This is a genomic window from Mordavella massiliensis (assembly GCF_016902415.1).
In the GTDB taxonomy this organism is placed as follows: Bacteria; Bacillota; Clostridia; order Lachnospirales; family Lachnospiraceae; genus Merdimonas; species Merdimonas faecigallinarum.
Genome location: NZ_JACJLV010000001.1, coordinates 21,637 through 36,921 on the forward strand (window position 1 = coordinate 21,637; position 15,285 = coordinate 36,921).

At 50.1% G+C, this 15,285-nt stretch carries 11 protein-coding genes and 1 tRNA gene; all 12 read right to left on the minus strand.

Annotated elements, in window-relative coordinates:
* Positions 1 to 53: 53 nt before the first annotated feature.
* The 12 genes from H6A13_RS00105 to H6A13_RS00160 all read right to left on the minus strand — a co-directional run bounded on the left by H6A13_RS00105 (position 54) and on the right by H6A13_RS00160 (position 15,272).
* Positions 54 to 902 carry an amino acid ABC transporter substrate-binding protein gene (locus tag H6A13_RS00105; RefSeq protein WP_204907587.1) on the minus strand — a complete coding sequence of 283 codons (849 nt, stop codon included), beginning with the start codon at positions 900 to 902 and terminating at the stop codon, positions 54 to 56.
* A 98-nt stretch (positions 903 to 1,000) separates the two neighbouring features.
* Complete coding sequence (locus tag H6A13_RS00110) at positions 1,001 to 1,783, minus strand: hypothetical protein (RefSeq protein ID WP_204907588.1); 783 nt, start codon at positions 1,781 to 1,783, stop codon at positions 1,001 to 1,003.
* Positions 1,758 to 3,041: a DUF5716 family protein gene (locus H6A13_RS00115; protein WP_204907589.1), complete on the minus strand. Its 1,284-nt coding sequence runs from the start codon at positions 3,039 to 3,041 to the stop codon at positions 1,758 to 1,760. The genes H6A13_RS00110 and H6A13_RS00115 overlap by 26 nt, the downstream gene beginning before the upstream one ends.
* 12 nt (positions 3,042 to 3,053) lie before the next feature.
* Positions 3,054 to 6,359, minus strand: coding sequence for a DUF5717 family protein (locus H6A13_RS00120; RefSeq protein WP_338042964.1), 3,306 nt, complete (start codon positions 6,357 to 6,359; stop codon positions 3,054 to 3,056).
* A gap of 131 nt (positions 6,360 to 6,490) precedes the next feature.
* Positions 6,491 to 6,922 carry a MarR family winged helix-turn-helix transcriptional regulator gene (locus tag H6A13_RS00125; protein WP_204907591.1) on the minus strand — a complete coding sequence of 144 codons (432 nt, stop codon included), beginning with the start codon at positions 6,920 to 6,922 and terminating at the stop codon, positions 6,491 to 6,493.
* Positions 6,923 to 7,008: 86 nt separating this feature from the next.
* Positions 7,009 to 7,081 (minus strand) — tRNA-Gly (locus H6A13_RS00130).
* 82 nt (positions 7,082 to 7,163) lie between these two features.
* On the minus strand, positions 7,164 to 8,975 hold the full coding sequence (gene aspS, locus H6A13_RS00135; RefSeq protein WP_204907592.1) for an aspartate--tRNA ligase: 1,812 nt from the start codon (positions 8,973 to 8,975) through the stop codon (positions 7,164 to 7,166).
* A 43-nt stretch (positions 8,976 to 9,018) separates the two neighbouring features.
* Positions 9,019 to 10,284: a histidine--tRNA ligase gene (gene hisS / locus H6A13_RS00140; RefSeq protein WP_338042965.1), complete on the minus strand. Its 1,266-nt coding sequence runs from the start codon at positions 10,282 to 10,284 to the stop codon at positions 9,019 to 9,021.
* Positions 10,275 to 11,702, minus strand: coding sequence for a coproporphyrinogen dehydrogenase HemZ (gene hemZ / locus H6A13_RS00145; protein ID WP_204907594.1), 1,428 nt, complete (start codon positions 11,700 to 11,702; stop codon positions 10,275 to 10,277). The genes hisS and hemZ overlap by 10 nt, the downstream gene beginning before the upstream one ends.
* Positions 11,703 to 11,705: 3 nt before the next feature.
* Complete coding sequence (locus H6A13_RS00150; RefSeq protein WP_204907595.1) at positions 11,706 to 12,332, minus strand: MBL fold metallo-hydrolase; 627 nt, start codon at positions 12,330 to 12,332, stop codon at positions 11,706 to 11,708.
* 1 nt (position 12,333) lies between these two features.
* The gene (locus tag H6A13_RS00155; protein ID WP_420827209.1) at positions 12,334 to 14,610 is read right to left on the minus strand and encodes a RelA/SpoT family protein; all 2,277 of its coding nucleotides are present in this window, start codon (positions 14,608 to 14,610) and stop codon (positions 12,334 to 12,336) included.
* Between the two features lie 137 nt (positions 14,611 to 14,747).
* Positions 14,748 to 15,272 (minus strand): adenine phosphoribosyltransferase, encoded by a 525-nt coding sequence (locus H6A13_RS00160; RefSeq protein WP_204907597.1) that lies wholly within the window; start codon positions 15,270 to 15,272, stop codon positions 14,748 to 14,750.
* Between the last annotated feature and the right edge of the window lie 13 nt (positions 15,273 to 15,285).

Genomic DNA, 15,285 nt, shown 5'->3' on the forward strand with positions numbered 1-15,285 from the left:
AAAAAGGGGCTGTCCGGGAAGGACAGCCCCTGCTTTTCATCGTCTGCTTTCGTTTATTTCCCGATCGTCGTAATATCCTCGCCAAACCATTTCTCGGAGATCTCCGCCATCGTACCGTCCGCAGCCATCTCCTCCAGCGTCGCCTGCACCGTATCTCTTAACGCTTCATTGCCTTTTGCGAAACCGATTCCATATTCTTCAGAGGCAATGGATTCATCAAGGATCGTAAAATCCGCACCGCGGGATTCAATCTGATAGCTGGCCACCACGATATCCATGGCCACCGCATCCACTGCGCCGCTCTCCAACTCCATAAATCCGGTATCATAATCCGGGATCACCTGCAGCGTTCCAAACGTATCTGCAAGTTCCGGATTGTCATCAAGCGCCGCCTGGGCCGAGGACTCTGTCTGAACGTCCACGATCTTTCCTGCCAGATCTTCTTCCGATTCAATGCCGGAATCAGATCTTACCACAAATACCTGCTGGTTATCCAGATAGGGATCAGACCAGGTATACTCATCTTCTCTTCCGTTCATGGTAAATCCGTTCCAGATACAGTCGATCTCACCGGAATTTAACGTCGCATCCTTGGTCTCCCATGCAATGGGCTGGGGTACAAACTCCCATCCCTGCCGTTCACAGACCTCTTTTGCCAGATCCAGGTCGAAGCCGGTATATTCGCCGTCATCTCCTACAAAGCCCATGGGCGGGAAGTTCTGATCGAATCCTACGGTAAAGGTATCCCCTTCCTGCTTTTCTTCAAATGATGCAGTCTCTTCTTTCGATGTATCGCCGCCGGTCTCTTCTGCGCCTGTGCTCTCGCTGCCGCCGCCACATCCGGCCGCAAGCATTGCTGACGCACTCATCAGGGCAAGGAGCAAAGTTACTCTCTTTTTCATCTCTTCATCCTCCTTGAAATCACGCGCAGCAAGAGCCGTGTTTTAGGACAACGCTCTATTAACAATTGACTACTTTACTACGCTAAATCGTTGTTATCTTAGCATATTCCGGCAGTCTTGTCAATCCTCCGGTATTCTTTTTCCCATTGTTCCAGCTTTTCCTCCGGAAGATCCGGGTCGATCTCCCGCCTTACTGTCTGCACGCTTTCTCTCACCACCGGGTCCATCGTAAGATAAGCCGGATTACCAGACAGCATCTTCACATATTTCTGCTCCGGAAGCGCCCGGCTGCAGCAGTAGAGATAAGCCTTCAGCATATCCGCGTCTTCACAGATCGCGTATGCCTGCTCATACATCCTGGCCGCCTCCTCATAGAGGAACAGCCGGCCGTAGGCTGCTCCCAGGCAGGCATATACCTTGCCGTAAAAGGTCTTGTCAACCGAATCGTCCCGCTCGCCATGGATGATCGACTGGTACACAAGCACTGCAGACTCATATTCCTTGCTCTGCATCAGACTGTCCGCTTTGTGCTTCTTGCGCTCCACATCCTTCTGGTTCTGGAGACGCTCCAGGATATTCTGGATCCGGTTGATATCGGACTGGGCATAGATCGTAGACTCTCTTAAAATCGTCAGGATAAACTGCTCCATGGAGCAGTTCTTCCGCAGCTCCTCCCGCAGATGTTCCGACAATTCTTCCATATCCAGCTCTCTTCCGATCCAGTCGCAAAGCTGCTGATTGATGATCGTATAGTCGATCAGATACAGGTTGTTGCAGATATAATAACAGAGCTCTTCAATGGTGTAGATCTTCATATGAACCCTGGAAATCACATAGGGTTGTCTGGCTCTCTTTTTATGACATAGAATTAAACTGCCCATGGATGCCTCCTAATTTTAATATCTTCTCCGTGCAGAAATCCGTGGCAGGGAAAAATTCCCCGAATCCCACATCCTTAAATGTGAGCCGGCAGGTTTTCTCATCCAGGAACATCACGTCGATCTGGATCCTAAGAGAATAATCCTTTCTGTCCGGAAGCCCTTCCAGCGACACCGTTTCTACCTGCAGTTCCTCGCCGGCCAGAGATTCCACATGGATCTCTATATCAGAGGTGTCCTCCAGGATCACCTCCCACTGGCCGTCCGCCTCATACCAGTGGGTGCCCCAGGACACAATGGGATGCCATCCTTCCTGTCCCCCCACACGCATACGCAGGCAGATCTGTTCCGTCATTTTCGTCTCATCCAGGTATACCGGTCCGTCATCCAGCGCAAAGGATCTGCGCATCGATGTATAGCAGGCTCCCTTGCTGTACAGGTTATTTCCCAGAAACGCTCTTCTTCCGTTGCACAGAACTTTCAGGGAATTGGGATACCAGTTGTTCTCAAATCCTTCCCCGGTAAGGAATACGGATGAGATCACCTTCTTATCAAAAACATTCTGGATAAAGGATTTGAACTGTTCGTCCGCATCCTTGGCCTTATCTACATTCAGCACCGGATAGATGGCTTCCAGCTCCTTCATTTTTGCACTTGCCACCTCGTCTACCGTTACAAACAGATCTCTGCCTCTTCCGGTCACCGTGTTCAGTTTCCGGAGCATATAAGCGCGGATCTCCTGCGCGTCGCAGTAAAACAGCGCGGCCTCATACTGCCAGAGTTCTTTGGGCTGGTAGAACATATACTGGCAGAAGCTTTCCTTATAATCCTGCACGTGGATGTTCTCTTTGGGAATCCCGATGTGCCTTCCGATCCCTTTCAGCATCTTTGACACGTCAATGTCCGTATAAGGAACCGAAAATGTGATCTCTTCGATCTCCTCAAACTCTTCCAGCGTCAGGCTGATGAACTTGGACAGAAGCCAGACCGCGTCATGGTCTTTTTCTCCGATATGGATCTTTTCCCGGCGCACAGCCTTCTGATAAAGGTCTGTGACCACTTCACCCTCGCGGACCACTAAAAGCTTCTTTGCCTCTTTTCCATAGACCCACCGCTCATTATAATACCCCAGCAGCACCGGGATCTGATAATTCTCGATCGCCGTCTCCAGTGTCTCCGGTTCTTCTTTTTTCTCATCATAGTAGCTGATCTGACAGTTTTTCTCATTCAGATCATACCCCAGAATACTTCCCCTTTGCATGAACACGACCTCCTAATATGTCTGGAAGAACTGCTCCGCCAGTCTTTCCTCTTCTTCATATTCCAGCATCGCCAGATGTCTTGCCGCAGGTCCTAAACACGCCATATCGTTAAGCTTCCCATACTTTCCTGCCCCTACGGCGCTTTTCCTGTTGTCCAGGATCTGTTTGTCCGTTGTCCGGCTCTTTTTGCCTCTGATCTCCTGGAAATAGTAATTGACAGACTCGTCGCTGTAGAGGATAAACTGCTTCACATACAGGTTCTCATACACCGGCATCAGAACTTCTGTATGATACCCCAGTTCCTCTCTCTTTCCTTTCCGCACCTTGTAGAACATTTTCACCCTGCTGCCCGGCGCGGCCTGATATTCGATCATAGACTTATCATGGAGCTGGACCTCCCGGATCCATTCTTCTTTATACTGCAGATAAAACGGAAATACAATCTGCTTTTCACACATTTCCCGCAGCACCGCGTGGAGCACCTGTTCCACATCGGTCTGATAATCCTGGCCGGAATAAAACTTCAAAAGAGCGATCTTGCAGATATCCGGCAGATCCTCCTTCTTGTCACATTCATTGGCAATGATCTCAAAGACGCTGCGCTCCAGTTTTCTTCCTCTGACCACATACTCCCTTGCCGCATAGGCAAGATACGCCTGCTTCAGCCGGAAGTATACATTTCCGGACAGATAATAGTCCTCAAAAATCTTTTCTTCCTCAAACAGATTTTCCGAGAAGACCATCTGTGTGATGATCCGTTCTCCCACCTTAAAGGCCGGGATCCCGTAATCCTGCAGCGCATGCCACAACGCTTTCATATCTCTGGTGGCTCCGCAGAAATAATTGGACAGATACATCAGAGTGACTTTATCGTACTGCTGTCTTTTAAACAGTTCAAAACACAGATAAGTCAGAAATTCATCCTCTTCATAGTTGTCCTCCCTGATCCTGCGGCTGCAGAGACGGAAGACGTCCCTTTCGTCAAAGAGTTCCAGGCCTTTTTCCCGGATATTTTCAAAACTCAGTTCTTCTTTTTCCCGCTCCCGTTCCCAGATTCCTTCGGACGCCGCATATTTCCGGCACATATCCAGGAATCTCGGCTCATAGAATAACCGTCTGGTCTCATAGGCGATGGAGTCCGTATAGTGTCTTCCCTCTATTGACTCCCATACGATACGGGATTCTTTATCATAAAGACAGATCACCGCCCCGTTCTTTGGATCATAGGGCACTCTCTGGCGGATCTGCCCGTCTTTTTCAATGACCAGCACGCAGTTCATGTTCTGCACCTTTGTGCGCACTTCATAGGCATAGCAGACGTCCCGCATGGCTTCCATGCGCTCCGCGTCCATCTCCTCTTCCGTACAGAACCGTTTATACAGGATCCTGAGAGACTCCGTAATGTGCCGCTTCAGGAGCTGATCCCAGGTAAATTCCACCATCTGCTCCCGGTAGCTTAAGTAAAGATCTCCCGCCTGCTCCTCATAGGTCACCAGGTTCGCGTACAAAAGCGCGGCCTTTTTATAATTCAGCGTATTGCCGTGCATAAAGTACAGAAGGATCGACTTTGGAAGCGGTCCTTTTACATTCTCCTCATCCAGAGTCATCATATAATATTCATAAAGCTGGGCGATCTTAAGCTCTGCGTCCACCGCCCGCTGATACCACGCAAAATACCGTCCCTGGGTCTTATTTCCCTTGATCAGGAGGGTACAGATGGTATTGAGGATCATAGGCTCGCTGTACATCTTGTAAACCCGCTCCAGGATCCGGAACATCGGCTCATGGAACCGTTTTTGCTGACTGACAAAGTTGGACACATAGAGCGCCAGTTCTTTGGTCATCAGCCGGTATTTGGAAGCAAAGTTCAGCACCTGCAGTTCAAATGGTCCAAGCTTCTTAAGAAGGGTCGGCTTCTCCTGATAACACAGATACGCCTCCAGGTAAAAGGATACGCTGTGGATCTCATATTCAAACTGCTGCTCTAATACTTCCAGCCTTTTGTAGGCATTTTTATATTTGGGATCCAGATTCAAAAGCATATATAAGAGCAGCCAGGAATCCTGATGCCTCATATAGGTTTTCCCGATCTCATCCAGCACGCGCTCGATATGGTTGCCCTGTCCCCGCACCAATGCCGTCAGATACAGGTAATAGCAGTTTGTGATGGGGTCTTTTCCGATGGCAAACCGGTTGTAATTGTAATTTTCCAGGATCCACTTTGCCTCCTCGGTCCGGTGTCCCAGAAGATAGATATTCGCCTGGTAAAGCTGATACATCTCGCTTAACGGATCCAGTTTCCGCAGGGTGTTCATCTTTTCCACCGCGCCGTCCACCCAGGCGGATAAAGAGATCCGTCCCGCCACATAGCTTACATACTCTTTCAGGATCTGCGCCTGTAAAAGTTCCGGCAGCCTCCGGTCCTCATTGTAGTCCTTCTGGTTCTGCAGTACCTCGATCTCATAGGTAAGCGTCTCATAAGGCGTGATAAACCGGAGCTTTCCGAAGTTGCGTCCGCCATGGAGATACTCCGGACGGATCAGATACTCCACCTCATGGGTATTGCCCACAAAGTCCTCGGTGCTGATCTCCGACCTGCTGAGCCGGATAAAGGGTCCTTCCGCCTCGATCCGGATCGGCATATATCCCCAGGTATTTTTCATCAGGGTAAGCGTTCCCTTCGCCGGTTCCTCCACGTCCTCAAACAGCATTCCCTCGCCGGGAAGCGTCAGGAAAATGCATTCCTTCTGCTTGATCCCTACCAGGAACTCTTCCATAGCCTGGTCTCCCAGGGACCACTTGCGCATATTATCATAGAGATAAAAGATCCGCTCATTTTCATATTTCAGGATCTCATAAAACTCCCTGGAACGGAACAACCTGCCCGCCTCGGAAAAATCTTTGATGGCAAGCTTGCGGAAGTCGTCGGTACTCTGCACCTTTCCATAAGAGGTCATCACATACGGCTTTTCGATAATGGCTGTAAAGGAAAGCTCGTATTCACCTCCCGTGCAGACCACGGTAAACTTGCCTTCCTCCACATGTCCCGGCCGCAATCCCCGTCCGTCATACGTAAACTCCACCTTTGCGGGATTCCCTTCAAATCCCTGGTCTTTAAAATGCACACGAAAAGAAGACGGGTACACCAGTCCCCGTATCGTTCCCTTCGTGTCTGCTTTCATGGTAAAACTTCCCCTGTATACTTCCCCTTCCCCGATTATGAGAACCAGATTTGTTTCATCAAATGTGACATCAGGTCGTATTAACTGAAAGTCTCCTTTAGAAAATTTCTGGATTTTGTTCTTCAAGTCTGACACCTGCTTCTTTCGTTTGTTTTTCAAAAAACATACATATACTAAATTATAGCATTGTTTGCGCAGCTATGGCAATGCCGGACACAGAATTTATTTACGGAAATTATGGAAAATCCGCGTCCGCGGCCGGTCTGTCAGGGCTCTGACACATTATAGAGAACCTTCTCCAGTAATTTTGTCAGAGATTCCTTCTCTTTTCTGGTCATGCCAAGGGTCAGGCTGCGGTCGATCTTCTTGCGGTCCGCTTCCATTCTCCTCTGGATATCGTACGCTTTTTCGGTCAGATAAACATTTTTGCACCGCCTGTCCTTATTGCTTGGCACCACAAGGATAAAACCCTTCTCATCCAGCCTTTTGAGAAGTCCTGTCACAGTCGGGTTTTTCAGGCAGAGGGCTTTTTCTATATCTTTCTGGTTTACTTCTTCTTTTCTGCTGTTGAAAAGATAGTCCAGCACTGCGCACTGGGAAGATGTAACGCCCAGCCTGCGCAGCCGGTTGTTAAAATCCTTTTCATATACATGGTTGATCTGATTGATCAGAAACCCCACCGGCATCTGTTCCTTCATCGCCTGTACCTCCCCTTTTCTTTTCATCAGTATAACACGGGTGTATACAAAAAAAGAATCTTCTCAACAGAAGATTCCTTTTTCAGAGCGACAGACGGGGCTCGAACCCGCGACCCCGACCTTGGCAAGGTCGTACTCTACCAACTGAGCCACTGTCGCATATCTAGTAGTTACTGTTCATCAGAACAATAACTACTATACTATAGGTTTTTAGAAATGTCAACAACTTTTTTTCATTTTTTTATAAGCTTTTTTCATCCGCAGTTTTCTCTTCTTTTTTCACCAGAAGTCCCAGCTCTTCCAGCTGCTTCTGATCTGCCGGCGTAGGCGCTTCTGTCATCAGGCAGGAGGCGTCTTTTACCTTCGGGAATGCGATCACGTCACGGATGCTTTCCTGACCGGCCATCAGCATGACCAAACGGTCCAGTCCGTAAGCAAGCCCTGCATGCGGGGGCACACCATACTTAAAGGCGTCCAGAAGGAAGCCGAACTGGCTGTATGCCTGTTCTTTGGTAAATCCCAGCACCTCAAACATTTTTTCCTGTACATCGTCCTGGTGGATCCGGACGCTTCCTCCTCCGATCTCATTGCCGTTCAGGACGATATCGTAAGCCTTTGCCCTGACTTTTCCGGGATCTGTATCGATCAGCGGCAGATCTTCCTCCATCGGCATGGTAAACGGATGATGCATGGCCACATACCGGTTCTGCTCCTCGCTCCATTCCAGAAGGGGGAATTCTGTGATCCAGACAAAGCAAAATGCGTTCTTGTCAAAAAGTTCCAGCTGCTTTCCAAGCTCTACTCTCAAGGCTCCCAGAGAGTCCCAGACTACTTTCTGCTTATCTGCCGCAAACAAAAGAAGGTCCCCCGGCTCTCCGTCCATGGCACGGATCAGAGATGCCATCTCTTCTTCTGTCATGAATTTTGCAAAGGAAGATTTCACGCTTCCGTCTTCCTGGATCGCCACGTAGGCCAGTCCTTTTGCACCATAATCCTTTACAAAAGCAGTCAGTTTATCGATCTTCTTTCTTGGCATAGCGCCCTGCCCTTTTACATTCAGGCCGCGCACGGTCCCTCCCTGATCCAGAGCGCCGGTAAACACGCCAAATCCGCAGTCTTTCACCACGTCGGACACATCGGTAAGCTCCATGCCAAAGCGAAGGTCCGGTTTGTCGGAGCCAAAACGGTCCATGGCTTCCTGCCAGGTCATGCGCCGGATGGGCAGCTGCACTTCTATCCCCAGCACCTCCCGGAAAAGCCTGGAGAGATATCTTTCATTGACTTCGATCACGTCATCTACATCCACAAAGGAAAGTTCCATATCGATCTGCGTAAATTCCGGCTGCCGGTCCGCTCTTAGATCTTCATCCCTAAAGCATCTGGCGATCTGAATATAGCGGTCCATTCCCGCGCACATCAGAAGCTGCTTATATAACTGCGGAGACTGGGGAAGGCCGTAAAAACATCCCGGATGGATCCGGCTTGGCACCAGGTAATCTCTGGCTCCTTCCGGTGTGGTCTTTCCAAGCATGGGAGTCTCTACCTCCAGAAATCCCTCTTCCGCAAAAAACTGACGCGTCAAAGTCATCACCCGGCTTTTCAGCATCAGGTTTCTTTGAAGATCCGGTCTTCTAAGGTCCAGATAGCGGTACTTCAGACGTACCTCTTCCCTGGTCTTGGTATGTTCCTCGATCGGAAACGGCGGCGTCTGGGACTCGGACAGAACACGGAGCCCCTCGGGAATGATCTCAATCTCCCCGGTGGCGAGACTTTCATTGACAGCGCCGGATCGTTTTTCCACGGTTCCGGTTACCGCCACTACATATTCCGCACGAAGCTTTGCCGCTTTTTCCAGCAGACCTGCCTCTGTCTTTCCTTCCTCAAAAACCACCTGGATCACTCCGGAACGGTCTCTGACATCTACAAACACCAGGCCGCCTTTGTTCCGGTTCTTCTGCACCCATCCCATCACCGTAACCTGTTGTCCTTCCAACGCTGCGGTAAGTTCTCCGCAGCGGTGCGTTCTCTTTAAGCCCTGCATTGACTCTGCCATTTCTGCTGTATCCTCTCTTTCCTGATTCTCTTATTCCCTTTTCTTACAGCTTATCTATGAAATCCGGATAACAGTCGATGATCTGCCCGTATCCTTCCTTCGCAAGCTGTTCCTTCTGAAACTTTTTATTTTTCTTCATCTGGGCGATCAGCACCTGTTCGCCTTTTGCCCGGTCTTCTTTTGCCTTTTCCAGCACCTTAAGAAGCGCGCTTCCCGGAAGCTTCCTGTCCAGCAGGTATGCCTTTTTCTCCTGGTTTCCCGGAACCTGATATCCGCTTTCCAGAAGCAGCATCACAATCCGCTCAAATCCGATGGAAAATCCGCAGGCCGGCGTATCCTGCCCGGTAAACTTCCCGATCATTTTATCGTAACGGCCGCCTCCTGCTACAGAACCGCCGTACTCGTCCATCCGGATCTCAAAGATCGTGCCCGTATAATAGGACTGCCCTCTGACCATCGTAGGATCAAACCGGACAGAAAATTCGCACTCTTTTGCCGCTTCCACACTGGAAATGATCTGTTCCATGCTTTCCGCTGTCTCATCACTTAAGAAACCGCCCAGCTTTTCCTTCAGATAGCGGATGCCGGACACATCCCCCGGAGTCTCGTCGAAAAGTCCCAGATACTGATCTACAGCCTGCTTGTCATATCCCATTTCCTCAAGTTCTTTTGCCACGCCGTCCCGGCCGATCTTATCCATCTTGTCCAGTATGATGAAAACCTCGTCATAGTCGTCCTCTTTAAAACCACTATAGGCAGCCATTGCCTTCAGGATATTCCGGTCATTGATGCAGACCGTAAACCCGCTGAACCGGATCTTTCCAAGAACCGCCGTAGTGGCAAGGATCAGTTCGATCTCCGCAAGGTTGCTTCCCTCTCCCAGGATATCAATATCACACTGGGTAAACTGGCGGAATCTTCCCCTCTGGGGACGGTCCGCTCTCCATACGCTTCCAATCTGAAGCGCCTTAAAAGGAGAAGGCAGTTCATTGGCATGATTGGAATAATACCTGGCCAGAGGAACGGTAAGATCATAGCGAAGACCGCTGTCCGCCAGATCATTTTCCTCTTTTGCCCCGGCAATCTTCAGCTTCTCTCCTCTTTTCATGATCTTAAAGATCAGTTTCTCATTATCTCCGCCCTGCTTGCTACAAAGATTCTCAATATGCTCTACACAGGGCGTCTCCATAGACTGAAATCCGTAACTTCTGTAAGTCTCTTTGATCAGTCCGATCAGGTAATCCCGGATCTCCATTTCCTGTGGAAGGATATCTTTCATCCCTGTTACGGGCTTTTTCTTTAATGCCATAACCATTCTCCTTTTCGTTCTATCATCTCATCGATCCTGCTGATATAGGCGTCAATCGCCTTTACATTTTCAATCCGCAGAAACTTTGTCATCTTCCCTTTTCTGCTCCCCGGCGCTTTCACTTCCTCCTTCAGGACCAGTTTGGAAGAGGCGCCTGCCCCGGCGGCAAGGATCGTCTGCTTTTCTTCCATAATAAGTATATTGTATATTCCTGCGTTGTCAACCTTTGCGTAGCCCACATTCTCAAAATTGCCCGCAATATTCTTCTGCCGGTACAGATAGTAGGGCTTCAGTCCCATTCGCTCAGCTCCAAGCGCAGCCTCGCGGATCATGGCGCCGATCTCCGATCCCATCCTTGCCTTCCTCTCTTCCTGCCCCATCTTTGCGGCCCGCTTGATCGCAAGCGCATGAACGGTCAGACTGTCCGGAGCAAGGGCTTCTATCTGACGCAGGGTGTCCTGCATCTCTTCCGGCCCTTCTCCCGGAAGTCCGGCGATCAGATCCATATTGATATTGTCAAATCCCAGACGCCTGGCCATCCGGAACACCTCTACCGTGTCCTGCACAGTATGTCTTCTTCCCACCAGATCCAGCGTTTTCTGCTGCATGGTCTGCGGATTAATGGAGATTCTGGTCACTCCGTATTTTTTTAAGACCTGAAGCTTCTCTTCTGTAATCGTATCCGGACGGCCGGCTTCCACGGTATATTCCAATAGCCCGCTTCTGTCGAACCGCTCGTCAACAAAAGACAGGAGCCGTTCCATCTGGGAAGCACTAAGGGACGTGGGCGTCCCTCCGCCGATATAGACTGCGTCCAGCTTCTTATCCCCGAACCGGTCTGCCAGAAATCCCAGTTCCAGGCACAAAGCGTCCAGATAATCGTCTACCCGGTCCTGCCAGTCCGAAAGCGCCCCGGAACTGAAAGAACAATAGCTGCAGACTGTAGGGCAGAAGGGAATCCCGATATAGAGACTGTATCCGTTCTCCAGATCCAGTTTCTCCAGGATCTTCGCCTCCCGTCCTGCAATCTCCCACGCAAGCTTTGCCTTTTCTTCACTGACCAGATATTCTTTCTGGAACCAGTCCAGAAACGCCCCGGCTTCCCAGCCCTCCATGCGTTTCTGCATGGCCAGCTTGGTCGGCCTTACACCCAGCAAGATCCCCCAGGACAGGATTTTCCCTGTCCTCCTGGACAACATCCGGTACCAGCGCCTGTCCGTCTCCCGCCTGGATCCGGGATCCTCCCCTGTCTCACAGGCATCCAGTACAAGGGAGGAACCATCCGGAAAATCCGCCCTGGCAAAATGAGAGGCTTTCTCCTCTGCCAAAGAGACCACCTCTTCTTCCGGGAAAAAAGCCTTCACCATATGATATGCATTATATAAATAGGATTCTTCTTTACACGAAACTCTGATCATCGCCTACTCCTGGATAAATGGATTATTCTCTCTCTCATATCCGATCATCGTCTCTCCCATATGTCCGGGATAAACATGGGTGTCATCCGGAAGAGTCATCAGCTTTTCCCGGATCCCCCGGATCAGGGCCGAGGTACTGCTGCCCTCAAAATCCGTCCTTCCGACGCTCCTCTGAAACAGCGTATCCCCGCTGAAAAGCACATGTTCCGAAGCCACATAGTAACAACAGCCGCCCGGCGTATGTCCCGGCGTATGCAGCACCTGGAAATCATACCCTGCATAAGAGAGCACCTGGCCGTCCTTTACCGGCACTGCGCCGGAAAAGGTATAGCCTGTGGTATAGATGGACGACTGATTCCACTGGGGATCTTCCATCATCGGCAGATCATCTTCATGCACATACACCGGCACCTGATATTCTTTCAGGAAACCGTCAATGCCCATAATATGATCGAAATGTCCGTGTGTCAGGAGGATGGCCTCTATCTTCAGCCCCTCCTCCCGGATCTGGTTCATCATACGCACGGAAGCCGATGCAGGATCGATCACCACCGCCTGTTTTGTCTCCTCATTCACTGCAACATAGCAGTTGGTACTGATAATACCTGTCACAAATAACTCAACCTTCATTTTAACCCGTCGTCCTTTCAATATCGATCACACCGTCCAGCTGGCGGAGCTTTTCAATGATCTTTGCCAGTTCGTCCCTTCCGTGGACGATAAATCCTGTTTCTATTGTAGCGGTGCCTTTTTTGCTGGTCCTTACATTCATAGATTTTACATCTACCTCTGCCTCGGTAAAGATTCTGGACATTTCCATCAGAAGTCCCTGTCTGTCATAGGTATACATCTTGATCTCTGCCAGATACTGTCCGCCGTCTTTTTCCGCAACGTCGCTTTCCCATTCCGCGTCAATCAGTCTGGCCCTTTCCGCCTCGGTCAGATGAATGATGTTGACACAGTCTGTCCGGTGGATGGAAAGCCCTCTTCCTCTTGTCACAAAGCCAACGATCTCATCTCCCGGAACCGGATTGCAGCACCTGGAAAAACGCACGGCCACATCATCGATCCCTTTGACCACGATCCCGCTCTTGGATTTGGCGATATGCACTTTATTTTTGTTCGCTTCCGCCACCCGTTCCAGGACCACTTCATCTGTGAGCTCCTGTTTATGCTCTTTGTTATATTCTTCCATCAGACGGTTGACAACCTGGCCTTCCTTTAAGCCGCCGTGTCCGATGGCGGCAAGAACAGCGTCCCAGTCCCGGAAGCCGTACTTTTTCTGAACCACTTCCATGTATTTGGGATTGGTAATGTCAGCCAGATTGATCCCCTTGGATTTACAATAAGCGGCGATCATTTCCTTTCCGCGGATGATGTTGCTCTCTTTGAATTCCTTCTTAAACCACTGATTGATCTTGTTCTTCGCCTGAGTGCTCTTGACAATATTCAGCCAGTCCCGGCTGGGACCCTTAGAATTCTGGGAGGTCAGGATCTCGATCCTGTCTCCGTTCTGGATCTTGTAATCAATATTGACCAGCTTGCCGTTGACCCTGGCTCCTACCATCTTATTGCCCACCGCGCTGTGGATCGCATAGGCAAAATCAATGGGTGTGGACCCGTTCGGAAGATTCTTTACATCTCCCTGCGGGGTAAAGCAGTAAACATCTTCTGCAAACAGATCCAGGTCTCCCTTTATGAGATTCAGAAACTCCCGGTTGTCCGACATGTCTCTCTGCCACTCCAGGATCTGTCTAAGCCAGCTTAATTTCTCCTCTTCCTGCGCCTCGACGCTCTTCTTGCCGTCATTGGATTCTTTGTATTTCCAGTGCGCCGCGATACCGTACTCCGCTGTCTTATGCATTTCCTGTGTCCGGATCTGGATCTCAAAAGGCTGACCCACCGAACTCATCAGCGTTGTGTGCAGGGACTGGTACATATTCGGCTTTGGCATGGCGATGTAATCCTTGAACCTTCCGGGGATCGGCGTATACATCTCGTGGATCACGCCCAGGGCCGCGTAGCAGTCCTTCACCGAATCCACAATGATCCGGACCGCGAACAGGTCATAGATCTGATCCACCGTCTTATCCTGATTGACCATCTTCTTATAGATGCTGAAGAAATGCTTCACCCGGCCGTTGACCTCTGCCTTGATATTGGCATTCTTCATATGTGTGGACACCTCGTCCACGATCTGCTGGACAAACTCCTCCCGCTCCGTCTTTCTGGAATTGATCTGGCGCACCAGATCAAAAAAGACTTCCGGCTGGGAGTATTTAAGCGCCAGGTCGTCCAGTTCTGTCTTGATCTTGGAAATACCAAGTCTCTGGGCGATCGGTGCGTAGATGTCCATTGTTTCCTTGGCTTTTTCTTTTTGCTTGGCTGGGGTCATAAACTGCAGCGTGCGCATGTTGTGCAGACGGTCCGCAAGTTTGATAATGATCACGCGGATATCTTTTGCCATGGCAAGGAACATCTTCCGCAAATTCTCTGCCTGTACCTCCAGTTTATCGGAAGAATAAGACAATCTTCCCAGCTTGGTAACGCCGTCCACAAGAAGCGCCACCTCGTCGCCAAATTCCTTGCGGATGTCTTCTTCTGTATATTTCGTATCCTCCACCACATCATGCAGAAGACCTGCTGTAATGGTCTCCTTATCCATCTCCAGGTCTGCCAGGATGATGGACACCCAGAGGGGATGGATGATATAGGGCTCACCCGATTTCCGGCGCTGGTCCCCGTGGGCGGATTTTGCCATCTGATATGCTTTTTCCACCATGGACACATCTGTAGACGGGTGGTATTTCCGGATACGGGCGATTAACATGTCATACAGCCGGTCCGGGTCCTCATAGTCCCCGGGCGCTTTTACCGCATGTCCGTCCACGATCTCCAGCCCGCTCATGGTATCCTCGGTAATGGATTCCGGCGCAATACGGCCGTCTATCGCTTCATAAGTTGTGGTCTTTGACATATTAACGCCTCCTCTCTCATTTCTCTCTCATTTCTCTCTCATTTCTTCTCATTCAACGGTATTTTCAGCTATTTTCCCGGATATGTGATGACAGCGTCCACATCATATCCTTTCAGACGCTCCCGTCCGTGAAGGCCGGCCAGTTCCATCAAAAACACTGCCTTGATCACTTCCCCGCCCAGACTTTCCACCAGCTTGATCATCGCTTCATTGGTGCCGCCTGTGGCGATCAGGTCGTCGATCAGTACCACCTTCTGCCCGGGTTTGATGGCGTCCCTGTGGATCTCCAGCTCAGCCACGTCATACTCCAGTTCATACCGGATCGATACGGTCTCTCTTGGGAGTTTTCCCTTTTTACGGACCGGAACAAAGGGTTTGTGCAGATTATATGCCAGCGGAGCCGCAAAAAAGAATCCTCTGGATTCTGCCCCTGCGATCACATCAAACTCCAGGCCTTCCAGTTTTTTCTGCATCAGGTCTACCGCAAGCCGGAAGCCGTCTTCATCCTGCAGGACACTGGTCACATCCCGGAACATGACTCCTTCCTCCGGAAAATCCGGAATAGTGATAATATAATCTTCGATTCCTTTCATGGTCTGTTCTCCA